This window comes from Halorubrum lacusprofundi ATCC 49239, assembly GCF_000022205.1.
Taxonomy (GTDB): domain Archaea; phylum Halobacteriota; class Halobacteria; order Halobacteriales; family Haloferacaceae; genus Halorubrum; species Halorubrum lacusprofundi.
This window is the reverse complement of the sequence record NC_012029.1, coordinates 1206621-1231484: the sequence shown is the minus strand read 5'-3', so window position 1 is coordinate 1231484 and position 24864 is coordinate 1206621. Positions and strand designations below refer to the sequence as shown.

Below are 24864 nucleotides of genomic sequence, written 5' to 3'. Positions count from 1 at the left end.
CCTCAGTAGAGCCGATCCGCGTTTTTTCGCCGGCAGGTGGTTATCAACACCGAAACCCGGCCCGTGGAATTTAAGCCCCTGCTCCGGGAGGGTCTCCGTATGAGCGAACGGACGGCAGAAGCGACGACGACCGTCGACGAGGACGGTATTCGCGTCGAGAAGTCCTTCACGGACGACGCGTTCCCCGTACCCGCGGTGATGTACGAGCTCTCCTCGACCCGCGAGGACCCCGTGCGCGTGCGCATCGTCGACCGAATCCCCGAGTCGTTCCCGATGGACCGGATCGGGTTCCACCCGGAGTACGAGAGCGAGAACTGGACCGCCTACAAGGACCACCGCGTCGAGTTCGAGCGCGTCGTCGACCCCGGCGACGAGATCGAGACCGTGTTCGGCATCCGCGACGACGACCCCGACCTCGAGGGCTTCCTCGGAACGCCGGTCATCGAGCACGTCCCGGTCGGCGAGGAGATCGAAGACGTCCTTGGCGCCGGCGACACCGACGCCGTCAGGGAGGTGCTCTCGGGCGACCGCGCGACGCTCCCCGGAATGGAGCAGCCGCTCACGGCCGAGGGCGAGAACTCGGAGCCCGCGGCGGTCGACGACGAACCGACTGCCGAACCGGAAGTGATCGACGACCCCCCGGAAGCCGCCGAAGCCGACGAAGAATCCGAGGACACGGAGTCTCCCGAACCGCGAGAGGTCGTTGCGGGAACCGCAGCGGTCACCTCACACACCGAGGGGCCGGACGCGGACGAACCGGATGCGGGCGAGCCAGCCGTCGACGAGCCGAAAGATGCGACGATCGAGGCCGACGAAGAAGGCGAGTCGGATGAGTCCGCCGAACCGGAGGAGGTCGATCCCGACGCCACCGGGGAGAGCCGCGAACCGATGGACGCAGCGCCCGCCACGGCCCCGGACGAAGGTCTCGCCGCGGCGCTCGCCGCGGAGATCCGCGCAGGCGGAGTAGACGACGCCGACCTCGAAACCCTCCGCTCCGAACTCGACGTGGGCGTTCCCCGAAGCGTCGACGTGCGGATCGCCCGCCTCCAGTCGAGCGTCGCCGATATCGAGGCGTACGCCGACGCGCTCGCGGAGTTCATCGACGGCGAGGGGACCGCCCGCGAGATCCTCGACGACCTCGATGAGAAGGTCGATGCCGTCGAGTCCGAGATGGCTGCAATCGACGACCGGGTCATCTCCGCCGACGCGGACCGGAACGACCTGCGCGAGGAGGTCTCGCGCGTCGACGAGTCGGTGTCGGCCGCGACCGACGAGATTGATGCTGTCAGCGAGCGCGTCGATGGCGTCGACAGCCAGATCGAGGGCGTCGACGACCGGGTCGAAGGCGTGGAGACGGACGTTTCGAACGTCGAGGAGTCGGTCACGAATCTCGACGGAACTGTCGCAGACCTCGGGGATACGGTCGTTAGCGTCGAGGAAACCGTCGACGGGGTCACCGACGATGTGTCTCGACTCGACGACGAGACGACCGGCCTCGACGAGGCGGTCGACGACCTGGGCGACGACGTCGAGACGCTGTACGAGGAGGTCGACGACGCCGCCGCGGGGCTGGAGGCAACCGAGGATCGGGTGGACGACGTGGAGGCCCGGATCGGACGGTTCGACGAGGAATTCGACGACCTCTGGGACGACCTTGCGGAGGTCGACACCCGCCTGACCGACATCGAGGACCGCCTCGGCGAGGACCTCGACGACGTGGAGGCGGAACTCGACGCGATCAACGATCACCTCGAAGAGCTCGAAGCCTTCAGAAAGCGGCTCAACGAGGCTTTCGGTCCATAACGGCGGACCGCGACGACAGCATCGAAATCCCCCCGAGAGAAAAGCGCAACCCGTTTTACCCGCGGTGACCCAGATCCGACAATGAGCGAACCGGTACCGGTCGCCGTGCCGCGGAAAGGCCGACCGCTCGAAGCAGTCCTCGAACGGATCGCGGCCGTCGGCCCCGACGACCGGCTTGACGGGCTTGCGGACCGCGTGAGCAACACGCTCCGGTACGAGAAGGCCGTCACGAAGGGGCGCGTCGACGCCGAAGACGGCCCGTACGAGCGGCTGATCGAGTACTCGGATCCCGACAACCCGCGCCAGCCCGAGTTCACGCTGCTGCGCGACGACCGCGACGGCAAACCCCGACGGATCGTCTTCGACGCGGCCACCGTCGACCTTGGCGAGGTAACGCTGAAGCTCGTCGGCCGTGAGGAGCCGTTCCGAGCGCTCCGAACCCACGAGTTCGCGGTCGGGTTCGACTCCGCCGACCTCGTCTTGGAGGAGGTCGTCGGAATCCGACCGGGCGGCCTCGGACAGATCGCCGACATCAACGAGCGGATCGACCCCGTCGACACCGACGTGCGCGTGGTCAACGGGCTCGGAGACACCGTCTATCACACGTTGATGGGGCGACCGGAGGGAATCGAGCCGGGGACTGACTTCGATCGGGATTTCGTCGCGAAGTACGAGGGGTCGCTGTGTATTTCGCCGCGATACGAACGGCTCGTTACCGCGGTGCTGGGAACAGACGCGCTGGAGGGCGTCGAGTTCGTCTATCCGAACGCGAACGAGGAAGAGGAGGCCGCCATCGCCCGGACTGGACTCGGCGTCTACCTCACGGTCACCGGGTCGACGGCCCGCGAACACGGGCTCGACGTCGGCGAGCACCTGTTCCCGAGCGAAACCGTGCTGATGCGGAACGCCGCCGAACACGACCCAGCCGTCGGGCGCGCGCTCGATGCGATTGCGGTCGAGAAATCGTCCTCCGAGATCCGAGTCTGACTCTCGGCGCTTTCTATAGCGGTATGAGATATACGCGTTTGCGATCGATCGCCCTCAACGCCCCGAAGAGATGTGAGATGAGACGCGTTGTTCTGACTGTTCTGCAGTAGATACCGCACCGTCGATCCCGATGTCTCGATCCGCCTCGACGGAGCCGTGGCAACCGGACCACAGAAAGTGGGTGTCGGTCACTGTACACGCGAGGCGGTGGCTGTCGATCGGATTCGATCGATGACGGTACCGGATGAGACGAACATCGATCGCCAGTGGTCCGGGAAAACCACCCCGACCCCTCGCTGCCACCATCTCGATCGACGTGATACCGCCCGGTACACCACCCGCCGACGAAGGGGGAGAACCGGATCGATCGAATCGACCGGTAGTATTTATATCTGCTTTTCTAGTACTACACTCAGATATATTTGGTACCAGAAAACCATATATTCTACGTCTTCCCCGGCTTTGATAGTACTATAGTACTGTATAAGTGACCTTATCCCGAATTGTGGGATAGATTGAAGATGGCGGCCCGAGAAGCCTCGGACGAGAGATGAGCGACGACCGCCGCTCGGTGAAGACGTATGTCCCCGAAGACCAGAAGGCGATCTGGCAGGATCACGCCGACGATCTGGGGATGTCGCAAAGCGAGTTCGTTAGAACGATGGTACAGGCCGGGAGACGCGGTTTTTCGATCGACGGAGCCGATAACCCTGTCGAACCCGATCCGTCGGGGTCTGACCCCGGGGGTAGCGACCTCGAAAGGCGGGTGGAAGCAGCGCTCTCCGACGGAGTGCTTTCGTGGGAGGAACTCGTCGACGCCGTGTTCGACGACTTCGAGGGACGACTGGAGGGCGCGCTCGATTCGCTCCAGGATCGCAACCGCGTCCGGTACAACGGACGGGAGGGAGGGTACACGCTGATCGATGAGTAGCACGCGAGCCCCCGACGAGGTCGACGACCCGATCGGATACTTCATCGAGGACCTCACCTACCACGGGAAGACCGAACGAACTCGCGACTCCTACGAGCGTGTGCTCCGCCGGTTCGAGTCGTTTCTCGATCACGACATGACGCCGGCGTCGGCTACCCACCGCGACTGCATGGCGTTCGTCCACTCGCTTCGCGGCGACGCGGCCGATAGCACGGTGGCGACGTACGCGGCGTATCTCCACCGGTTCTACGGGTATATGACTGAAGTCGGTGTCTTTGAGGGGAACCCGATGACGCTCGTGATGGAAGAGATGGACGAGACGGTCGATAAGGACCCGGCGCGGCGAGATGTTTCGATCCCCGCGATGCGCGAATTTGTCGCCGGTATTCGGCATCCGCTCCACCGCGCGCTCGTCGTCGCGCTGTTGAAGACCGGAATGCGGGTGGGTGAGCTCTGTAACCTCGATCTCCGCGATCTCGCGATCGACGACGAGGAGGTCAGGGAGACGTTCGCACTGGGAACGCGACCGGCCCTCGCGGACCGGCCGAACTCGCTGTACGTCACACCGGACGCGACGGTGGGCGAGGAGCTGAACGGGGAGGCCCGTACCGCGTCGAACAAGCGCAAGCGCGCCACCGTGATCCCTATCGACGACGAGTTGATGGGGACGCTGAAACGGTGGCTTGCGGTGCGCCCGGACGGTCCCTCCTCGGCGGATCCACTGTTCGTCGGCACCGCGGAGGGATGGGGCGAGCGGCTTGACCCGCAAGCGGTCAGACACGTTGTCGAACGATACGCCCGCGAGGCGGGGTGGTACCGTACGGGTGGCGGTGCCGCCGAGAACGTCACGCCCCACTACTTCCGGCACTTCTTCACGACGCATCTCCGGGACCGGACGGGCGATCGCGGCGTCGTCAAGTACCTACGCGGTGATGTCGCCGACGACGTAATCGACACGTACACCCACAACTGGGGTGATCAGGTCCGCGAGACGTACGAAGCGAACGTGTACCAGCTGTTGAGGTAGCGATTGGGCGCGAGTCGGCTCTAGTACAGTTTCGTCGTCGATAGTACGACGGATTCCGTGTTCGATAGTAGCCAAATAAACCCCATGCCGCTATATCAATAACTCCCCTTCTCGCGATCGACCGGTTCTCCCAATCGGGTGGAGGGGCGCCCTCAGTACCGACGGTTGTGGTGACGACGATGGCTCTACGTCGGTGTCGTCGCGCAGGCGTCGATCTGATTTGTTCACTTCACCAGCGTCGTCGGGATCGTGGTCTCCCAGAGGACGGCTTCAGCGACGCGGTGGCGACATTCACCGCTCTACCGCGTGCGTGAACACGTTCGGGAGAGGACCCAAGCGGGTAGGACGGGGAGGACTGAGTGAGCCGATGTTCGACAACCTCGACACGGACCGGCGGCCGCTGGTTCTCATCTGGGAGGTGACGCAGGCGTGCGGACTCGCCTGCCGCCACTGTCGCGCCGACGCGAAGCCGGCGCGTCACCCCGACGAACTGTCGACCGAGGAGGGGAAGCGGCTCCTCAACGATGCGGCGACGTTCGGGGACGGCCAGCTCGTCGTGCTCTCTGGCGGCGATCCGCTCGCCAGAGACGACCTGCTAGAGCTGGTTTCGTACGGCGACGATCAGGGACTCCGCATGACGATTACCCCCAGCGGGACGCAGTCGCTGACGGCCGACCGGATCGAGGATCTCGCTGACGCCGGGATCCGGCGGATGGCGCTCAGCCTCGACGGCGCGACGCGCGAGAGCCACGACCGGTTCCGGGGCGAAGAGAGCTTCGAGAGCACGCTGGAAGCGGCTGAGGCCGCCTCCGAGGCGGGGCTGCCGCTGCAGATCAACACAACCGTCTGCGCGGAGACGGTCGACGAACTCCCTGCAATCCGTGACCGCGTGCGGGACCTCGGCGCTGTCCTCTGGAGCGTGTTCTTCCTCGTCGCCGTCGGCCGAGGGCGGATCCTGGAGCCGATCGCACCGGAGCGTGCTGAAGATGTGATGGAGTGGCTCCACGGTGTCGCCGAGTCAGAGCCGTTCGGCGTCAAGACGACTGAGGCGCCGTTCTACCGCCGGGTCGGGCTTCAGTCTGACGGCGACGAGGAGGCGACCCGGCGGCGCGGCGGGATCACCGCCGGCCGCGGGTTCGCGTTCGTGAGCCACACCGGAGAGGCGTACCCGTCCGGATTCCTCCCGGAGTCCGCCGGTAACGTCCACGATCGGTCGATCGTCGATATCTACCGGAACGGGGACCTGTTCGAGTCGCTCCGCGAGCCGGACCGGCTGAAGGGGAAGTGCGGTGCCTGCGAGTTCCGCCAAGTATGCGGCGGGAGCCGATCGCGAGCGTTCGCGACGACGGGGGACCCGCTGGAGAGCGATCCGCTCTGCCCGTACGTGCCCGACGGATACGACGGCGAGCTACCGCCGACACTCAAGGACGGATTCGAGGGGTCGACCAGCGCGCCGGACGCCGCGGATTGAGACGGAAACACTGCCGGATTCGACGGACAGCGACGGTGGCATGTGCGGCTCCGCCCTTATAAGGAAGTCCGGGTCGTCGTCACGCGGCGTCAAACTCGCTGACTGACCGCTACGCGGGTGTCGTTGGTGCGTCGGCCGATGCGAGCACGACACCGAACCCGCGAAGAGTCCCTGCCGACGTGTAACTGGCGACGACGGTCGTTGTGGCTGTGAACGTACTCCCGTCGTCTCGCTGGAACTTCAGATTTGCCGTGACTTCCGTCTCGGCTTCGGCAGCCTCGGTGAGCTCTTCTGCACGCTGTTTGCCGGCTGGGTCTCCGGAAAGGTGTGCCCCGAGATGTGTCCCGAGACTGGCTTCGATCGAATACCCCAGCACGTCTTCAACCCGGTCGTTCCAGCGGGTCACGTAGCCCTCGTGGTCGAGGGTATAGAACGCGCTCTCGTCTTCCCCCTCGAAGAGGAAGTAAAACTCTCCGTGTTGTGTCGACGCAGTCGTCCGCTCTCCGGTAATATCTTGGGCTGTACAGACGATGCTTCCGCTCTCGGTTGCCGCTAGCCGGTGATCCGTGATACGCCGGTCTCCCTGCTTCGTGACGCGGACGGTTTCCCCGCTCCAGTACGCATTAACCGGGGCCCTCACAATATGGACCGCTGGCTTGGGGAACGTTGCCTACGGAAAGTTGTCCAAGAAGCGCAATAAACAACGGATTGTATTACGGGTGGGTAATGACACCAACTCGTCAAATGGGGAAAGTGATGAAAGCGACCCCATTGAACTCATCCGGAAGCTCAAGCAACTTAATGACGAAGGACTGATAACTAATGCTGAGTTTGAGGAAAAGAGACAAAAATTGTTAGACAGTCTATAGATGCTTCCACCATTGGTAGGCATAATACAATCTTGATATTATCGGCATTTTGTGCGCTTGACTCCACGCGATAACCTTTGACAAGAGCCTTCTCACTCATATTGACTCGCTCCCCGGTCACGTCCTTGGGCTGTCCCGCGTTCCGTGCCGCCGTGACGTAGCCCAGACTCAGGGCGAGCGGGCTGACCGGGCCGGGACACTTGCACGAGGCGTTCCAAGAGATAGCCTCGCACTCTACGAGATTCCGGTCAGGAGAGGCGGAGTTCCTCATCTTAGGGCTCCCGACAACAGGACCGAACGACAAAAAACGCCTTCTAATTCGAACCTCAAACTGTTTTGCCGAAATATATCTCTCCGAGCTGCGCTTCTTGTTTGGTATGGACGGAGGGTGTCATAGAAAGCGTCACACACGAAGACGCAGGATGTTGGAACTGTGTCTACGAGCGCCAGCATCCTGCAAGAGGAGACTTCTATCGACGAGTTCTTCAATGTAATGGCGACCGAGACGCTCGCGTTGTTCGAGCATCTTGAGTTCGACTTTCTCGAAGAATTCGATGTGTTCGCCCCCGCTCGCCGGGGGCGAACACGAGATCATCACCCACCAGCACTCTTCCGAGCGTTCCTGCACTGCTACTACAAGAACGTCTACGGCATCCGTCCAGTCACGCGAGAACTCCAGAACACGGTCGTCTGGCTCAGCTGTGGCTTCGATCGACCGCCGTCGAGAGACGCGGTCGATCGCTTCCTCACCGACCTCGAACACGTCGTCGACGAGGTCTTCGACCGCCTCGTCGAGCAGGCCGCCTGCCGCGGCCTGCTCGACTTGACCTACTCCATCGATTCCACCGACGTGAGGACGATGCCCGCCGACCAAGACGCGTCGAAAGGCTACGATCCAACCGCCGAAGAGTACTACCACGGCTACGGCTGTACGATCGTCTCGACCGGGCAAAAGATCCCGATTGCCGCGGAGTTCACCGAGAGCAAGCAAGCGCCAGAGGAGACGGCGATGCGCGTCACGTGTGACGCGCTCGCCGTCGAGAAACCGATCTGGATGCTTGGAGACAGCGCCTACGACACGCTCGGCTGGCACGACCACCTGCTGGCCGCAGGGGTCGTGCCAGTCGCTCCGTACAACGCACGAAACACCGACGATCCGAAAGACATCGAGTACAGGGTCGAAGCCCGCATCGACGAACACAGCGAGGACGTTCAGCTGAAGCAATCGACGCTAGACGAGACGTACAACCGCCGGAGTGGAGTCGAACGAACCAACGACGCCGTCAAGGACTGCGGCCTCGGGCACGTTCGCGCCCGAGGCCGCGTCCACGCACGAGCACAAGTGTTCCTCGCGCTGTGCCTTCGTCTCGTTATTGCGATCACCAACGACGAACGCGGAGACAATCCAGGAAGCACCGTCATCACGCTATGAGAACTATTCTATGACACCCTCATGGACGGTCAATATTGTCTGCTTTCCGAACGTTCCGAGCGCGAATCGTCCGTCAACAGCACCCGCACTAACTACAAGCAATAATTGCCAAAAGTGGAACCCGGTTCACCGCAACACGGCGTCGGGGTGCAATCGATGAGGGGTACAAGTCAATTCTTGATATCCCGAAACTTCTTTATAAGTCACCCGCTAAGACCCTTCTGTTCGGCACGCTCAGCGGTTGAGGAACAAGGTAGTGGGGCCGGAGGGATTTGAACCCCCGATCGACTGATATCTCCGGCGCGCCTCGGAACTCCAGAGGGTCGTCAACACGACCGATGATCAGTCGGCCGCTCGGTATATCAGTCTGGAGTGTCGTCCCGGGCGCAAGCCTCTGGAGTCAGTCGCCATGCCTGGCTTGGCCACAGCCCCGCGTGATCTCGCATCAGGTGCTTGCCGAAACGCGGATAAAGGGGTTTCGATCGCGAACGATCGGGCGACGGGGCGGTGGATCGGGATGGGGAGGAGACAGCGACGTCGCGAGGTCACTCCTCCCGATCGTCGGCGCTCCAGTCGCACTCCTGGCATTTGTAGCCGGTGATAAACTCGGTCACGCTCGGCATATACCCGACGGAGATGACGTCGCCGCCGCACTCCGGGCAGTCGCGGTCGGCATTCGTGATCGATTCGGCTTCGAGGATTGAATCGCCCTCGATCAGCTCCGCGAGCTTCTCGGGAGTTACCATCCGCCCCTGCACGACGCGATTGGACATACCCGCCGTTTACCGCCGAGTACCTAAACCCCGGCGACACGTGGAGACAGAGACAGCCACTTCCCTTTCTCAGATCCCGGGTCCGCCTCCGCTGCTACAGCCAGGGCGCCCGGGAGTCGTCATCCGCAAAGGGGTCAGTGTCGTCCGCGTCGTCGCTCCTTCCAGAGGGATCGCCGCCGTTGGCGATCACCGCCACGTCGTCGTCGACGATGGGGGCGGGCGCGGTCGGCGCGTCGAGCGGCGGCTCGGTCGGCTCCGTGTCCCCGTCGCGTTCTGCGTCGTCGTCAGTCACGATCCCGTCGTCGATCTCGTCCGCGTCGTCGATGTCTGGGGCGTCATCGCCGTCGGGGTCGTCGCCGGCCCCGTCATCCGCGGAATCGCCGGCCGGCCCGGCGTTCGGATCGTAGGCGAACAGGGTCGTCACGCCGAGTACCGCCAGCGCGATGGGCGCTTCGGTCTGCATGATATCGAAGGGACCGAGCAGGATCGGCAGTGCGAGTACGCCCAGCGCGACGGCCGAGCCGAACCGGAACCGATCGATGTCCACGCGCCCGCGGAGATGCGGCGACAGCAGCGCGATCGCCAACGCGAACGCGACACCGACACCGGCCGCGGCGGCGCCGTTGAGCACGTACTCCGGGGAGGTTCGAAGGGCGAACCCCGACGGCTCGAAGCTGGCGACAAGTCCGAGCGAGATGATGACACCGGGGCTGGGCAGGTACTCGCCGATCTCCGAGCTCGCGGTTTTGGCGGCGATCGTGAGGATCACCAGTCCGGCGAAGCGCTCGAAGACGAGGAGGTTCAGGAATTCCCTGAACGTGGGGGCGAATGCGGCCTCCAGTGCGGCGAGCGGGATGATGATCGCGCCGATCAGCAGCACGGATCCGGCCATCTGCCGGCGGCTGCCGTCCATCTCCGCGAGGATCACTGCGGCGGTCGCGGAGCCACCGAAGATGAGGATGCCCGTCTCGATCACGCCCGTCGCGGTCGTCAGGACGCCGGCGACGACTAAGGCGGGAAAGATTCCGTCGACGAGCGGCAGCACCATCACGGTCGCGAGCAGCTTCGTCGCGCTGCCCACCCGCTGCTCCAGTCGGAGAGCGACTGGATGACGAGAGACGCTCATTCAGGGGCGATAACCCTGACCAACGGGTACACGGTAGGAAGCGGGCGACCCGTGATAGCCGAGGGTCCGGCGTACGGAGTCGAATCCGCGAGCGGCCCGACGAGTCCATGTAAAGGGTTTACGCGGACTGCCGGCTGTAAAGCGGGTGCCGAGGTTGAGAATCGGCTGACCGGCGATGCGCGTGTTCACGGGACTGTCGGAGTCCATACCTCATATATGCGTTTCGGTTGCGTTAAAGGTTGTGTGAGGTGTGTCCGCACGGAACGAAAGATCAGCAGACAACATTTATATACCCATCGTAGATGTGCCGGATGAACGACGGAACTGGTGACAATTTGTCGGAGATACCTCGGTCGCAATAGCTAATTCGTGTACGATCGTTTCGAGAGCGAGCAAGCGAACCACGAACGGCGATCGTATCGCGTGAATTCGGCAGTTATGCGAACGAGCGATCGGTTCTACCCTTGTCCAGACACTGCTCGTCGATGTCGCTGGTGGCGTGTCGAACAAACAGTGACTCCGGACGCCGAGACCTTGACACACAAACCGACGCCGATCCGTTATTGATCCACAAAGCTGCATATTGCGTGAATCTGGATGACAACGACGTACACGTCTGTGCTGACTCGCAACGCTTTTTATCGGCCACTCATGACGGTTTATATGGCGACAGACTCCGGTCGATTCTCAGCGAAACTCGACGTCCCGGAAGCGTTAACGTTCGACGACGTACTCTTAAAGCCCAAAGAGAGCCGTGTCGAGCCCGACGACGCGGACCTCTCCGCGCGCGTCTCGAAGAACGTCGAACTGACCGTCCCGGTCCTCTCTGCAGCGATGGACACCGTCACCGAGAGCGACCTCGCGATTGCGATGGCCCGCGAGGGCGGGCTCGGCGTCCTTCACCGTAACATGACCGTCGAAGAGACAGCTGAAGAGGTCGAGCGCATCAAGCGCGCACACGAGCTCGTCATTCGCCGGGAGGACGTCGTGACCGTCTCGCCCGACGACACGGTCCGCGAGGCCGACGCCGTGATGGAGCGTCAGGGCGTCTCCGGCGCCCCGGTCGTCGACGAGGACGACGCAGTTTTGGGGATCATCTCGGGCACTGACATCCGTCCGTACCTGGAAGTCGGCGAGGACGACGCCGTCAGCGAGGCCATGACCGACGAGGTCATCACCGCGCCGGAGAACGTCGAGGCGCGCGAGGCGTTAGAGCTGATGTACGACCACAAGATCGAGCGCGTCCCGATCGTGGACGGGGACGACGGACTCGTCGGTCTCGTCACGATGCAGGGAATCCTCCAGCGCCGCGAGCACGAGGAGGCCGCCCGCGACGAGGACGGACGCCTGCTCGCCGGCGTCGCGGTCGGTCCGTTCGAGGAGGAGCGTGCCGTCGCGGCCGACGGAGCCGACGTCGACGTGATCTTCATCGACTGCGCGCACGCCCACAACCTCAACGTACTCGACTCGGCGCGGGCGATCAAAGAGACCGTCGAGGCCGACGTGGTCGTCGGCAACGTCGGGACGCGAGAGGCGGCCGAGGCCGCCGTCGACTTCGCAGACGGGCTGAAGGTCGGTATCGGGCCGGGGTCGATCTGCACCACCCGCGTGGTGAGCGGCGCGGGGATGCCCCAGATGACCGCGGTCTCGCAGGTGGCCGATGTGGCCGCCGAACACGGCGTCCCGGTGATCGCCGACGGCGGGATTCGCTACTCCGGCGACGCCATCAAGGCGCTCGCCGCGGGCGCAAGCGCGGTCATGCTCGGCTCCTACTTCGCTGGCACCGACGAGGCACCGGGCCGCGTCATCACGATGCAGGGGAAGAAGTACAAGCAGTACCGCGGGATGGGCTCGGTCGGCGCGATGAAGTCCGGCGGCGGCGACCGCTACCTCAAAGAGGAGGACGAAGACGAGGAGTTCGTCCCGGAGGGCGTCGAGGCCGCGACCCCCTACAAGGGGAGCCTCGCCTCCGAACTCCACCAGCTCACGGGCGGCATGTGCTCCGGGATGGGGTACGTCGGCGCCGAGACGATCCCGGAGCTCCACGATCGCGCCGAGTTCATCCGCGTCTCCAGCGCCGGACAGACTGAGGGACACCCCCACGACGTGATGATCACCGACGAGGCGCCGAACTACAGCCCGAACGAGTGACGCCGCGGTAGCGGGGCCGGATCACGAATCCGCGCCGATCCCGCGTCGAGTCTAACCCGATCCGAAACCGGTGACGTGAACCCGAAGAGGTATTTTAATATAGTCCGCGCAGAGACGAAACGTGTGAGCGAACACGTCGTCGCTCCGAGAATCCATGAGTGAGCAACCGCCGCTGGTCCTCGTGGTGGAGGACGAACCCGACCTGGCCGACCTGTACGCCGCGTGGCTCGGCGACGAGTATCGCGTCCGGACCGCGTACGGCGGCCAGGAGGCGTTAGACGAACTCGACGAGGCCGACGACGAGGTCGACGCGATCCTGTTGGACCGGCGGATGCCGGGGCTTTCCGGGGACGAGGTTCTCGCCGCGGTCCGCGAGCGCGGCATCGACTGTCGCGTCGCGATGGTGACCGCGGTTAAGCCCGACTTCGACATCCTGAAGATGGGTTTCGACGACTACCTCGTGAAACCGGTCACCAGCGACACCCTCCGCGAGACGGTCGAGGGGCTCCTCCGGCGCGGCGAGTACGACACCGAGATGCAGGAGCTGTTCTCGCTGACCTCGAAGAAGGCGATGCTGGAGACCGAAAAGAGCGCCACCGAGCTCGCAGACAACGAGGAGTACCAGCGCCTCACCGACCGGATCGAGGAACTCCGGTCGGAGGCCGACCAGTCGCTGGAGGCGGTGACCGAAGACGACGACGACTTTGAGAAGCTGTTTCAGGAGTTCGACACCGATGCCGATGTCGACACCGACGAGTGACGCCGACGAGTGACGCCAACACCGACGCCGGCGGATAACGACGTTCCGCGCGACTTTTTAAGTGTGATCCCGTCGAACCCGCAAATCAAATGCGCGTTCGCGATCTCCCGCTCTCGGAGCAGTTCGTCGATCACTTCGCCGAACAGGGGATCCGCGAACTGTACCCGCCGCAGGCGGCCGCGGTCGACGCCGGCGTCTGCGAGAGCGAGAACGTCGTCGCGGCGGTGCCGACCGCCTCCGGAAAGACGTTTATTGCCGAGCTAGCGCTGCTGACCGCCGACGGACCCGGGCTGTACGTCTGTCCACTCCGCGCGCTCGCCCGCGAGAAGTACGAGGCGTTCGCGGCGTTGCCGGGCGTCGACGCCGCTATCTCGACCGGCGACTTCGACGCGTCGGGCGAGGCGCTCGCGGGCAACGACGTGGTGGTCGCCACGAGCGAGAAGGTCGATTCCGCGATCCGCAACGGCGCGTCGTGGGTCGACGACCTCGCCTGCGTCGCCGTCGACGAGGTCCACCTCCTCGGCGCTGAGCGGCGCGGCCCGACCCTCGAAGTGACTCTCGCGACGCTCCGCCGACGGAACCCCGAGCTACAGGTCGTCGCGCTGTCGGCGACCGTCGATAACCCGGAGGCGATCGCGGAGTGGCTGAACGCGACTCTCGTGAAATCCGAGTGGCGCCCCGTCGACCTTCGCACCGGAGTCGCCGTCGATGGGGACGTGACGTTCGACGACGGAACGACGATGACGGTCGATGTCGGGAGCGTCGCTGTGGACGGGAGCGGCGACGGGGACGACGGCGACAGCGGTGACGCAGACGATCCCCCCGACGACACCGAGATCACCGCCGCCCTCGTCGCCGACGCCGTCGATCAGGGCGGACAGTGTCTCGCATTCGTTCGGTCGCGGACTGAGGCGGTCGGGCTGGCCGAGCGGCTCGCGGCCGACGGGCTCGCCGAGCGGCTGGGGGTGGAGTCGGCCGCCGCGGCCGCGGGCGACGAGGCCGCCGACGTGGACGGCACCGCCACCGGCCGCCAGCTAGCCGACTGCCTGCGGTCCGGCGTCGCGTTCCACCACGCCGGACTCCGGGCCGGCCACCGGACGGTCGTCGAGGAAGCGTTCCGCGACCGTGAGGTCGCCTGTATCTGCGCGACACCGACGCTGGCCGCCGGCATCAATGTCCCCGCGCGGCGGGTCGTGGTCCGCGACCAGAAGCGGTACGCGGGGTCGGGGATGGAGTGGCTCCCTACGCTGGAGGTCCACCAGATGTGCGGGCGCGCCGGGCGTCCGGGGTTGGATCCGTACGGGGAGGCCGTGCTCGTTGGGAACCGGGACACCGAGGGCGACCTCGTCGAACGGTACCTCGACGGGGAACCGGAGGCGGTCGAGTCGAAACTCGCCGACCCGGCGTCGCTGCGGACCCACGTCCTCTCGGCGGTCGCGACCGGGTTCGCGGAGACGGAGGCCGAGATCCTCGATGTGTTCGAGGGGACGTTTTACGCCCGGGAGGCCGGCGCCGGTGGGCTGGCCGACGCCGTCGGCGTCGCGGTCGACGACCTCGCGGCGGCCGAGCTGGTCCGCCGGGAGACGGGCGGGGTCGAGGCGTACCGGCTTGTCGCCACGCCGGTCGGGGAGACGGCCTCGAAGCAGTACGTTAGGCCGGAGACCGCCGAACGGATCGTCTCCGGGCTCCGGACTGCGGCGGGAATGTCGAACGCGACGACGCTCACCGTTTTCGAGGTGATCTGCGACACGCCCGACATGCAGGACACCTACCTCGGCAACGCAGAGCGTGCTGAAATCTATCGATTCGCGCGGGCGAACGCGGGGACGCTGACGACGGCGATGGACGAGACAGATAATTTCGAGGAGTGGCTGGAGTCGGTGAAGACGGCGCGGATCCTCGACGAGTGGATCGGCGGTGCGACCGTCGAGGAACTGGTGGAGTCGTATCGGATCGGCCCGGGCGACCTCGACTCCCGCGTTGAGCGCGCCGAGTGGCTGTTGAGCGCGGCCGAGGCGCTCGCCGAGACGATCGGCGTGCGCGTACCGGCGATCACGAGGGCGCGCTCGCGACTGTGACGGGCGAGAGAGCGAGAGAGACGGAGAGAGTGGGACGCAGTGAGCGTGCCGGTCAGTCCGCAGGCTCGACGGCCCGGTGGAAGGGAGTCCGCGCGATCGTCTGCCGGAGATCTGCGAGGGAGTCGCGGCCGGCGTCGCCGGCGACGGCCATCACCGCGAACACCTCCTGGCGGGAGATTTTCACGCCGGTTTCGGTGAGCGCGTCCTCGGGACGGGAACTGAGTTCGCGGAGGGTACCGACCGCGAGCAGGTACGGGACGGTCCACGCCTCCATCGTGTTTCCGTTCGAGAGCGGCATCGTCTCTAAGTACGCCTGCGCGTCGTCGAGGAACGACCGGGCGTACTCGGCGGTCCGGCTGACGACGCGGGCGGACGACTCCCGATTCTCCGGGTGGACGACGCGCTCTTGGTCGACCCCCTCGTCGGCGAGCCACTCGGCGGGAAGGTAGACGTTGTTCTCCTCGGTGTAGTCGTCGTACACGTCTTTCGAGACGTTCACGAGTTGGAGGAGGAGTCCGAACTCCTCGGCTGTGTCTCGTAGTTGCCGCGCGCGGTCCTCGGTGACGTCGCCACGGGTGAGCAGGTTCGTGATGAGGTTCCCGACCGTGCCGGCAGCGTAGTAGCAGTACTGCTCTAGTTCGTCGCGGTCGTCGATACGGAGCCCGCCCTCGGTGGCGTGCCGATCGACGAACATCGCCATCCCGTCAACCATTTCCAAGACGGGTGGGACGATCGCGTCGCGGGCCTCGGGCTCGAACTCCGCGAACGTCGCCACGATCGTCGGTACCTCGGCGACGACTTCCCAGTCGTCGTTGCGGTCGGCGGGCGCCGGGAGCCACTCGTCGACCGCGTCGCGGAACGCCACAATGTCGGTGTCGTCGTCGGGGTCGATCGCGCGCCGGTACGTCCGCAACACGTCGCTTTGAGCTTCAGGAGGGATGTGTCCGGCGTCCTCGACGGTATCGGCGACCCGACAGAGGAGGTATCCCACGCAGATATGCGAGGCCATCGGCTCCTCCAACACGTCGACCGTCAGCGCGAAGGTCCGAGAAACGCCCTGAACCGCCTCGTGACACCACGAGAGGTCGGGCTCAGCGGGACCGTGTGCTCGTCCGCTCATTCAGTTACCAACACTTACGGCACAACGCATAAAAAGCCTCGTGGAACGACGGGAGTGCTCACGGAGCCGATCGTGGCTTCGCGGTGTGCGTTTCTACAGGCTGAGCAGGCCGAGTGCCTCGGGGCTTGACCCCGAGGCGGTTCACCCATTCCGTGCTCCGCCCAACACCGGACCCGTGTACAATCGTGTGGAAACGGCTAAGTTTCCGTACGAACACTCACGATCATGGACTTCACTCTCTCCGGAGAGCAGCGTCAGATCCGGGACACAGTCGCGGAGTTCGTCGACGAGGAGGTCGTTCCTCGGGCCGCCGAAATCGACGAGACCGACGAGTTCCCGGCCGACCTGATCGACGAGATGGCCGAGTTGGGACTGATGGGGATGCCGTTCCCGGTCGAGTACGAGGGCGCCGGGCTCGACTACCACAGTTACGCGATCGGACTCGCGGAGATCGCGCGCGGCTCCGGCGGGCTCGGAACGATCGTCGCCGCCCACACGTCGCTCGCGGGCAACATGCTGTACGAGTTCGGCGATGAGCGCCAGAAGGAGACGTATCTCACCGCGCTCAACACCGGCGAGGACATCGGCGCCTTCGCGCTCTCTGAGGCTGAGGCTGGATCTGACGTGCCGGCGATGAGTACCGCCGCGGAGCGCGACGGCGACGGCTACCTCGTAAACGGCGGCAAGCTGTGGATCTCGAACGGCTCCGTCGCCGACACGGTCACGCTGTTCGCGAAGACCGACCCCGACGCGGGCCGAAAGGGAATCTCCTCGTTCGTCGTCCGGCCCGAGGAGGACGACGGATTCATCGTGGAGGGTACGGAGGACAAGCTCGGCGACAAGGGGTGCCCGACCGCCGAGCTCCGGTTTGACGACCTGTGGATCCCCGAGGAGCGCCGGCTCGGTGAGGAGGGCGAGGGGTTCGTGCAGGCGCTGAAGACGCTGAACGGCGGCCGAATCACCATCGCGGCGCGCTCGGTCGGGATCGCGCGGGCCGCGCTCGACGAGGCAAAGTCGTACGCGCAGGAGCGAGAGCAGTTCGACAGCCCGATCGCCGACTTCCAGGCGATCCAGCACAAGCTCGCCGACATGGACACGAAGGCCCGGGCCGCGGAGCTGTTGATGCACGAGGCGGCCGACCTGAAGATACGCGATGAGGACTACATCAAGGAGGCCGCGCAGGCGAAGCTGTACGCTTCCGAGATCTCCCGTGAGGTCGCTAACGAGGGGATCCAGATCCACGGCGGCTACGGCTACACGAAGGACTTCCCCGCGGAGCGGTTCTACCGCGACGCGAAGCTGAACGAGATCTACGAGGGGACCAGTGAAGTCCTGCGGAACACGATCGCTCAAAAGCTCCTCGACGAATAGGGCGACGCGAACGGCGCGACCGCCGCAAGCGACGCCTATTTCTCGGCGTCGTTCGCGTCGTTGTCAGCGCTGTCCGCACCGTCCTCGGCATCGTCAATGTCGTCTTTTTCGTCTCTCTCATCGTTGCCGCTACCTGCCTCTTCAGTTCCGCTTCCGCTCTCTCCGTCCATGTCCGACGGGCTGCGGTCCACCGCGTACTCGCCGGTGTCGATCCGCTCGGCCGGCTCGGAGTAGTCGCGGTCGCTCCCCGAGAAATTGGGGCGGATCACGCCGTCGTCCGGAACATCCGACCGGCTTTCGTCGTCCTCGTCGGAGGTCGTCTCGTCGTCGGCTGTCGGCTCGTCAACACCGGGAGTCGAATCGTCGATCTCACCGGATCCTTCCGCGTCGCCGTCGAACCACTCGAACCGGTCCCGTCGATCGCGGTGCTTCGCAACGGCGACGCGGAGCCGCTCTCGGAGGGTCTCGCGGAGGTCGACCGCCTCGTCGGTCGCGAAGTCGACGGCGGCGGCGTCGTTGCCGGCGATAGAGCTGCTTCCGGCGGTGTCGGCGATGATCGTCGCCACGTCCCAGCGACGCTGGAAGATGGTCCGGGCATCGATGACGTTCTGGATCCGGTAGTACGGGACGACGGTCACCGTGCGGCTCCAGAACCCGTTTCGGGTGAGGAGGTGGTCCTCTCCGAGCCAGTAGCCGCGGTGCTTCCACTTCAGGTGGGCCGCCGGCGGCACGGCGAGCAGGAGTGCGGCCGGAGCGTACCAGGGGGCGCCGGTGCCGAGGAACCAGTCGATCCCGAACGCGACCGCGACGACGACGCCGATGACGAGCGCGTACCGGAACGCGTACCGCCATCGGATCCGCTTGGGCGGGCGGGTAAAGCGCGGGTCGCCGAACGACTCGACCTCGCGCGCCAGCCGGTACACCCGGTCCGTCGTCGCTATCGGGACGGCTGCCTGACTTCCCTGTTCGCCACCCTGTCCGGGGGCGTAGCCGGCGGTCTCGATCGAGAGGCTCGCGTAGCCGAGCGCCCGCTTCGCCGGATTATCAGCGATCCGGAGCGCCTGCACTTTCTCCGTCGGAATCGAACCGCTGTACCGGCGAAACAGCCCGCGCTCGTACCGAAGCTCGTCGCCGGCGCGGGAGAGCCGGAACCCGTAGTAGTTCGAGAAGGCGACCCCCGCGCCGAGCACCCACGACACGAGGAACAGCGCGCCGACGCCGACAATCGCGGTCGCGGTGAGCGCGATCGCCGACGCGTCCGGGACGAAGCTGGAAAGCACCGGGACCGACCCGGAGCCCAAAAACGCCAGCAATCCGATGAGGCGGCCGTCGAACGACAGCGCCCCCACTAAGGCGAGTTCGCCCGGCGAGATCGCGAACAGCTCCTCCTCTGCGGGACCGACCCTGCCCGGCCCGGCGCCCGCCTCACTGCCGGTTCTTCTCCCGGTCTCGTCGCCGGTTCCGGTCTCGGCTCCCGCTCCGGTCTCGCCGTTCGGCCCGGTCGATCCGGCCGACTTGCGGCGCTGGACCTCGCGCTGGAGCCGGGTCGCCTCGTCGGGGGTGACGAAGCGGATCGACCCCTCGGTGCTTGAGCCGCCGGCGGTCTCCAGATCCACCGCAGCGACGCCGAGCGCCCGCTGGATCACGCTCCGGCTCACGTCGACGTTCTGGATCCGGCGGTAGGGGATCTCCCGCTCGCGCCGCGAGATCACGCCGGAAGAGATATCGAGGGTATCCTCGGTCAGCTCGTAGTCGAACCGCCGGTAGTACGCGACCTCGTACGCGATCGCGGCGAGGACGACAGCGCCGACGATGGCGGCCGCGACCGCAAACCCCCAGTCGGGGTTGTTGTTCACGATGAAAAAGAGGAGGACGACGATCCCGGACACTTTCTGGAGCGCACGGTACGGGACCGATTGGGGCGCGAGCTTCACACCGCGTCCTCCCCGTCCGCGCGGATGGCCAGTCGCTTCAGCTCTTCGCGGAGGTCGCTCGCCCCGTCGGGCGTGAGTCCCGGGATTCGGACGTCTGCGCCGCGGGAGCCAGCCGTGTACACCACGCAGGAGGCGAGCCCGACGCCGCGCTCGACGGGACCGCGACGGGAGTCGACGTGCTGAATCCGGACCAGTGGTACCGTCGTCCGGACCTGCGTGATCACGCCGCGGTCGAGGTACAGCGCGTCCTCGCGGATCTCGTAGCTCCAGCGACGGTATCGGAGGAGCGCGTGCCCTACGCCAAGCACGAGGAAGACCGCGCCGGCGACAACCGGTGCCCACTCCGGGAGCCGATTGAGGTATACCCCGCCGGCGAACGGCACCGTCAACACCGCGGCGATGAGAACCGCACGGAGGACCCACACGACCTGAACGCGGGGGTGAAGCGTCTGCATCGTCATCGGCGCACCCCCGGCGTGCATCCGAGTGTCATGCGCCGTCGTTGTCGGCGCCGACGTATAAGTCCGGGCGAAATGGAGGAGGTCCGCAGCGAGAGCCCTCGCTCATTAGATCCCTCTCTAGACACTCGGATTGGCCAGTCTAGCGGCGGTGCCAACACTGAGTCAGGTGGAGAGATACCAGCCGAACAGCAGCGGGGAGACCAGCAGCGCAAACGGGACTGCGATCCACACCTCTCCCGCGAGCACGTTGTACTGCCCGAGTGTGACCGAAACCGGGGTTCCTTCGACGTACCCGACGACGAACTCGAAGCCGACGGTGAGTACCGTCCAGAGAACTCCGATGAGGACGAGTTCGGCCTGCGCGTAGTCGATGGGCGTCCACGAGAAGTAGGCGAACGAAACGAGGAGTATCGCAGCGACCAGTAGCGCCGTGCTCACTACGTGTCCGGTGTGTTCGCCGACACGGGGAATGAGGACGGTTTCTCGAAGGCCGCCGTTAATGACCGCGACGACCGCCATCACCGCCCAGACGCCCAGTGGGTACAGGAACGCGCGTGGTGTGATTGACTCCAGCCCCAACATGATCTCCATCCCGTATTGTCGTCAGTGAGACGAAAAATGTGTCGAGGGTTCGTCACGGGCCGTCTCGATCGCCGCTCGAGTTCGGCCGTGAACGGGCTCACCGACGAGAGCTCGACAACCGTCGCCGCGCAGTCGCCACGTCACCCCTGTATGCGTGTCATTTACTACCAGAGGACATAATTGCCGAAACCGATATCACGTGGGGTCGAGTCGAGCCGATCATGGCAGACGACCCGTTCGAGAACATGCTCGCACAGATGGACCGCGCGGAGGAGTACGCCGACGTGGATCACGGCATCTTCGAGCGGCTCAAACACCCGGAACGTACGCTGAAGGTCACGCTCCCGGTCGAGCTGGACTCCGGCGAGGTCGAGGTGTTCGAGGGGTATCGCTGCCAGTTCGACAGCGCTCGCGGACCTTTTAAAGGCGGCGTCAGATTCCACCCGTCGGTCACACAGCGCGAAGTCGAGGCGCTCGCCGGGTGGATGACGTGGAAGACCGCGCTGGTCGATCTCCCGTACGGCGGCGCGAAGGGAGGCGTCATCTGTGAGCCGAAGGACCTCACTCAGAACGACTTGGAAAGCCTCACCCGGCGGTACACAGAGGGGATCCGCCGGATGATCGGACCCGAGACCGACGTGCCCGCGCCGGACATGAACACGAACCCGCAGACGATGGCGTGGATGATGGACACCTACTCGATGTACGAGGGGCACTCCGTCCCGCAGGTCGTCACCGGGAAGCCGCTGGAGATCGGTGGGACGCCGGGGCGGGTGGAAGCCACCGGCCGCGGCGTCTCCATCGTCACCGAGCGTCTCTTCGAATACCTCGATCGCGACCTCTCGAATGCGACTGTCGCGATTCAGGGATTCGGGAACGTCGGGTCGAACGCGGCAAAGCTCCTCGACGAGGCGGGCGCGCGGGTCGTCGCCACCTCCGACGTGACCGGTGCAGCCTACGATCCCGACGGGCTCGACGTGGCAACACTGGCCGCCCACGTCGACGCCGGCGGCCTGATCGATGAGTACGTCGGCGGTGAGATCCGAGCGACTCCGGACGAGCGGCGTGTCGACGACGGATCCCGCTGGGATGACCCGGACGCAATCTCGAACGCGGAGCTATTGACGCTCGACGTCGACGTGCTGATCCCCGCCGCCGTCGAGGGCGTGATCACCGCGGACAACGTCAGCGACCTGCGAGCCTCCGCGATCGTCGAGGCGGCCAACGGGCCGACGACGGTCGCCGCCGACGAGGTGCTCACGGAGCGGGACATCCAGGTCGTCCCCGATATCCTCGCGAACGCCGGCGGGGTCATCGTCTCGTACCTCGAGTGGGTCCAGAACGCGCAGGAGTTTTCGTGGCCGCTGGAGACCGTCAACGCCGAATTGGAGCGCCGCATCGGCACGGCGTTCGACCAGACGATCGACCAGTACGACCAGAAGGACCTGCCGGACCTCCGGACCGCGGCGTACACGCTCGCGCTCGAACGCACCGCGAGCGCCCACGAATACCGCGGGCTGTTCCCCTGAGCGACGAATAATAGCGGGAGTGGGTGAAGTAGGTTGACTGATCGACCATTTATAAGTGATCGAGTGGCGTTGCTGTCGGCTGTTTATAAGTCTCAGACAGCATGGTGAACGCCTCCAAAGCCCCAGTCGCGAGGACTCGTGCGGCTCGGTGCGCTCCTCGCTCGCGCTGCTCGCTGCGGTGTCGCCGGCGGCTCCGCCGCCGACTGCCCCTTTGAGTCCCACCCGCCCGCACAGCACAGCCTCACGCCTCCCCAGCCTCGTCGCTCACTTCGTCGCCGGCGCTGCGCGCCGGCTGCATGAGGGACCTCTGGTCCCTCTCTGTTCACGACTCCCTCGCGCGGTGCTCTCGCCGGCGGCTTCGCCGCCGGCTGTCAGAGGGACCTTCGGTCCCTCACTACTCGCGCCCCGTGGGCGCTCGGAGGCACGCGCCCACCGCCTCGTTTATTTATAAGCAATCGTCGTCGTCGCTCACAGATGTTTAAATATCGTATCGTTGCCAACAAACTGCAATACCCACTCCCGCTGTCGATCGAGAGGCAGCCTTCAGAAGCCGGTTGTTTCGGACGAGAATACGTCCGCTGAATGCGATCTCAACAGACCGATCGAATCCGATCCGCGCTCACGTCGATCGGCTCCGCGTAGCGGACGATCGGGTCGCCGTCGGGTCGATCGAACCCGTTCGCCTCGAACAGCGTGTTCGCCCGGAGATCGACGGTCGCCGCCCGAAGCGTCCACGGCTCGTGCGTGATCTCACCGCGGTACAGCCGGTTCCCCTCGGCATAGAACCGGTAGTTCTCGACGAGGAACGCGTCGAGCGATCCCGGCTCAGCGGCGAGCGCCTCGCCCGTCGGCTCGTAGGTCGCGTCGAACCGTGCGTGAGGAACGCCGGGGTGAGCCCGGCGGCTGGTGAACCGAACGGGGCCACCCGCGCTTTCGGAGCGCTTGGCGGTCGCGGGGTGCGACACGTCCATCTCCGCGCGGTAGTACGGGAGCGCGAACAGCCGCCGCGCGAGTTCGACGCCGATCCGGTCGTCCGCGTCGAGGTTGTAGAAGTACACGCCCGGACCGTCGGGCCCCTCGACGTACGTCCGGAGGTTGAGCTCCGGGAACGAGAGCCCGACAGGCGCCCCACGCGGGCGGATATCGTCCATCACGAAGGCGACGACGCTCAGGTACGCGTCGCCCCCATGGGTGGCGACCGAGAGTCTGTCGGGAAGCGTCCCAGACACGACGGCGGGATCGACCGGCCAGTGGCAGAACAGCCCGTCGCGCCACGTCATCTCCAGTACGCGCCGTTCGAGCATACAACCGGTAGGGACGCTAGTGGGTTAATCCGCACGCCGGAACGGGACGAGATCGGGCGGGACGGGGCCGGGATCGGACAGGGTGTTAGGCCTCGTCGTCGCCGTCCTTATCGCCCCTGTCGCCGCCGTCCGCGGCCTCTTTCCACTCGCCGAGCCCCGACGGGTCGAGGTGGACGTGAACGTCGCCGACATCCTCTAGGTTCCGGAGCCCCGTGACCAGTTCCGTCTCGATATCGTGGGCCTCCCGGAGCGTCATCTGGCCGTCGACCTCGACGTGGACCTCGACCTCGAGGTCGGTTCCGTCGTAGTACACGGTTAGGTCGTGAACGCCCTCCACGGCGGGGTTCTCGCGGAGCGCGGCGGTGATACGTTCGCGGTCGCCGACCGGGGGCGCCGCGCCCACGAGGTACGTGACGTTCTCGCGGCCGATATCGATCCCCTGATAGACGACGAAAACGCTCACGAGCGCGCCGGCGATCGGATCGAGTATCGGGACATCTAAGAACACGCCGAACACGCCGACGAGCGCGGCAATCGTGGTGTAGATGTCGTTGAGACAGTCTACGGCAAGCGCATCGAGCGCGGTCGATCCGAGGTCGGCGTTCACCCGCTCCGTGTACCAGTACAGCAGGTACATGTCGGCCATCGCGAACAGCAGCGCGCCGATAAGGAGGAGACTCTGACGTGGGGGGCTGTGGGCGCCGATCAGTCCGCGGATCGACTCGCGTAGCAATACGAGCCCGAGAACGGCGATAGTCGCACCGACGAGTAACGCGGTCAGCGGCTCGATCCGCTGGTGGCCGTGCGGATGGGTCTCGTCGGCGGCGTCGTACCGCGACCCGCCCCAGACAAAGACGACTGCGCTGGCGACCAGATCGGCGACAGAGTGGGCAGCGTCGGCCACCAGCGCGACGCTCCCGAAGTAGACGCCCACCGACCCTTCGACGATGATCTTCACCGCGTTACCGATGACGTTCACCCCCGCGGTGCGCTGGAACCGCGCTTTCTCGTCGCTCCCCCAGGGGCGCCACATACGTGTCGGTGGTCACCGCCCGACCTTAAGGACCTCGTCGTCCGGCTCACAATGAGCCGGATCGACGCCGTCTCGTCGGGTATCAGAACTGATTGTTAGCGGTCGACGCTTAAATACCTCGG

The 24864-nt window shown here is 65.3% G+C and carries 22 protein-coding genes and 1 tRNA gene; 12 read left to right on the top strand and 11 right to left on the bottom strand.

Going from position 1 to position 24864, the window contains the following annotated elements; translation table 11 throughout:
- Window positions 1-99 precede the first annotated feature (99 nt).
- From HLAC_RS06035 to HLAC_RS06015, 5 genes are all read left to right on the top strand, one after another.
- Window positions 100-1803, top strand: a complete 1704-nt coding sequence (locus HLAC_RS06035) for a coiled-coil domain-containing protein (RefSeq protein ID WP_015909955.1) — start codon at window positions 100-102, stop codon at window positions 1801-1803.
- Between the two features lie 81 nt (window positions 1804-1884).
- Window positions 1885-2790: a phosphoribosyltransferase HisG-related protein gene (locus HLAC_RS06030; protein ID WP_015909954.1), complete on the top strand. Its 906-nt coding sequence runs from the start codon at window positions 1885-1887 to the stop codon at window positions 2788-2790.
- A 550-nt stretch (window positions 2791-3340) separates the two neighbouring features.
- Complete coding sequence (locus HLAC_RS06025) at window positions 3341-3721, top strand: DUF5805 domain-containing protein (RefSeq protein WP_015909953.1); 381 nt, start codon at window positions 3341-3343, stop codon at window positions 3719-3721.
- Window positions 3714-4748 (top strand): tyrosine-type recombinase/integrase, encoded by a 1035-nt coding sequence (locus HLAC_RS06020; protein ID WP_015909952.1) that lies wholly within the window; start codon window positions 3714-3716, stop codon window positions 4746-4748. The genes HLAC_RS06025 and HLAC_RS06020 overlap by 8 nt, the downstream gene beginning before the upstream one ends.
- Window positions 4749-5115: 367 nt before the next feature.
- Window positions 5116-6219 carry a radical SAM protein gene (locus tag HLAC_RS06015; protein WP_015909951.1) on the top strand — a complete coding sequence of 368 codons (1104 nt, stop codon included), beginning with the start codon at window positions 5116-5118 and terminating at the stop codon, window positions 6217-6219.
- A gap of 109 nt (window positions 6220-6328) precedes the next feature.
- Here the strand turns inward: HLAC_RS06015 and HLAC_RS06010 are convergent, their stop codons facing one another.
- Entirely contained in the window at window positions 6329-6859 is a 531-nt protein-coding gene (locus HLAC_RS06010) for a PAS domain-containing protein (protein ID WP_015909950.1), read from the bottom strand.
- On the opposite strand from HLAC_RS06010, the gene HLAC_RS19940 reads away from it, so the two are divergent.
- Window positions 6786-7088: an SHOCT domain-containing protein gene (locus tag HLAC_RS19940; protein ID WP_141104761.1), complete on the top strand. Its 303-nt coding sequence runs from the start codon at window positions 6786-6788 to the stop codon at window positions 7086-7088. The genes HLAC_RS06010 and HLAC_RS19940 overlap by 74 nt on opposite strands.
- A gap of 493 nt (window positions 7089-7581) precedes the next feature.
- Window positions 7582-8520, top strand: coding sequence for a transposase (locus HLAC_RS06005; RefSeq protein ID WP_015911568.1), 939 nt, complete (start codon window positions 7582-7584; stop codon window positions 8518-8520).
- Window positions 8521-8777: 257 nt separating this feature from the next.
- Here the strand turns inward: HLAC_RS06005 and HLAC_RS18730 are convergent.
- The 4 genes from HLAC_RS18730 to HLAC_RS20100 all read right to left on the bottom strand — a co-directional run bounded on the left by HLAC_RS18730 (window position 8778) and on the right by HLAC_RS20100 (window position 10626).
- A tRNA-Trp gene (locus HLAC_RS18730) sits at window positions 8778-8952 on the bottom strand.
- 113 nt (window positions 8953-9065) lie between these two features.
- Window positions 9066-9293, bottom strand: coding sequence for a DUF5795 family protein (locus HLAC_RS06000; protein ID WP_015909949.1), 228 nt, complete (start codon window positions 9291-9293; stop codon window positions 9066-9068).
- A gap of 94 nt (window positions 9294-9387) precedes the next feature.
- The gene (locus HLAC_RS05995; RefSeq protein WP_015909948.1) at window positions 9388-10419 is read right to left on the bottom strand and encodes a DUF5794 domain-containing protein; all 1032 of its coding nucleotides are present in this window, start codon (window positions 10417-10419) and stop codon (window positions 9388-9390) included.
- Entirely contained in the window at window positions 10420-10626 is a 207-nt protein-coding gene (locus tag HLAC_RS20100) for a DUF8099 family protein (RefSeq protein WP_079892091.1), read from the bottom strand.
- Between the two features lie 456 nt (window positions 10627-11082).
- On the opposite strand from HLAC_RS20100, the gene guaB reads away from it, so the two are divergent.
- The 3 genes from guaB (at window position 11083) to HLAC_RS05980 (ending at window position 15408) form a co-directional block, all read left to right on the top strand.
- Window positions 11083-12570, top strand: coding sequence for an IMP dehydrogenase (gene guaB, locus HLAC_RS05990; RefSeq protein ID WP_049933336.1), 1488 nt, complete (start codon window positions 11083-11085; stop codon window positions 12568-12570).
- Between the two features lie 154 nt (window positions 12571-12724).
- The gene (locus HLAC_RS05985; RefSeq protein WP_015909946.1) at window positions 12725-13330 is read left to right on the top strand and encodes a HalX domain-containing protein; all 606 of its coding nucleotides are present in this window, start codon (window positions 12725-12727) and stop codon (window positions 13328-13330) included.
- Window positions 13331-13419: 89 nt separating this feature from the next.
- On the top strand, window positions 13420-15408 hold the full coding sequence (locus HLAC_RS05980; protein ID WP_015909945.1) for a DEAD/DEAH box helicase: 1989 nt from the start codon (window positions 13420-13422) through the stop codon (window positions 15406-15408).
- 52 nt (window positions 15409-15460) lie between these two features.
- On the opposite strand, the gene HLAC_RS05975 is transcribed toward HLAC_RS05980, so the two are convergent.
- The gene (locus tag HLAC_RS05975) at window positions 15461-16528 is read right to left on the bottom strand and encodes a phytoene/squalene synthase family protein (RefSeq protein ID WP_015909944.1); all 1068 of its coding nucleotides are present in this window, start codon (window positions 16526-16528) and stop codon (window positions 15461-15463) included.
- 225 nt (window positions 16529-16753) lie between these two features.
- Here HLAC_RS05975 and HLAC_RS05970 point away from each other — a divergent pair, with 225 nt between their 5' ends.
- On the top strand, window positions 16754-17899 hold the full coding sequence (locus HLAC_RS05970; protein WP_015909943.1) for an acyl-CoA dehydrogenase family protein: 1146 nt from the start codon (window positions 16754-16756) through the stop codon (window positions 17897-17899).
- A gap of 35 nt (window positions 17900-17934) precedes the next feature.
- On the opposite strand, the gene HLAC_RS05965 is transcribed toward HLAC_RS05970, so the two are convergent.
- The 3 genes from HLAC_RS05965 to HLAC_RS05955 form a co-directional block, all read right to left on the bottom strand.
- The gene (locus tag HLAC_RS05965) at window positions 17935-19833 is read right to left on the bottom strand and encodes a PH domain-containing protein (RefSeq protein WP_015909942.1); all 1899 of its coding nucleotides are present in this window, start codon (window positions 19831-19833) and stop codon (window positions 17935-17937) included.
- Complete coding sequence (locus HLAC_RS05960; RefSeq protein WP_049933668.1) at window positions 19830-20294, bottom strand: PH domain-containing protein; 465 nt, start codon at window positions 20292-20294, stop codon at window positions 19830-19832. Before HLAC_RS05960 ends, HLAC_RS05965 begins: the two co-directional genes overlap by 4 nt.
- Before the next feature lie 162 nt (window positions 20295-20456).
- Window positions 20457-20885 (bottom strand): hypothetical protein, encoded by a 429-nt coding sequence (locus tag HLAC_RS05955; protein ID WP_141104760.1) that lies wholly within the window; start codon window positions 20883-20885, stop codon window positions 20457-20459.
- Between the two features lie 212 nt (window positions 20886-21097).
- Here HLAC_RS05955 and HLAC_RS05950 point away from each other — a divergent pair, with 212 nt between their 5' ends.
- Window positions 21098-22405 carry a Glu/Leu/Phe/Val family dehydrogenase gene (locus HLAC_RS05950; protein ID WP_015909939.1) on the top strand — a complete coding sequence of 436 codons (1308 nt, stop codon included), beginning with the start codon at window positions 21098-21100 and terminating at the stop codon, window positions 22403-22405.
- A gap of 590 nt (window positions 22406-22995) precedes the next feature.
- On the opposite strand, the gene HLAC_RS05945 is transcribed toward HLAC_RS05950, so the two are convergent.
- On the bottom strand, window positions 22996-23709 hold the full coding sequence (locus tag HLAC_RS05945) for a YqjF family protein (RefSeq protein ID WP_015909938.1): 714 nt from the start codon (window positions 23707-23709) through the stop codon (window positions 22996-22998).
- 85 nt (window positions 23710-23794) lie between these two features.
- Window positions 23795-24742 carry a cation diffusion facilitator family transporter gene (locus HLAC_RS05940; RefSeq protein WP_015909937.1) on the bottom strand — a complete coding sequence of 316 codons (948 nt, stop codon included), beginning with the start codon at window positions 24740-24742 and terminating at the stop codon, window positions 23795-23797.
- Window positions 24743-24864 lie beyond the last annotated feature (122 nt).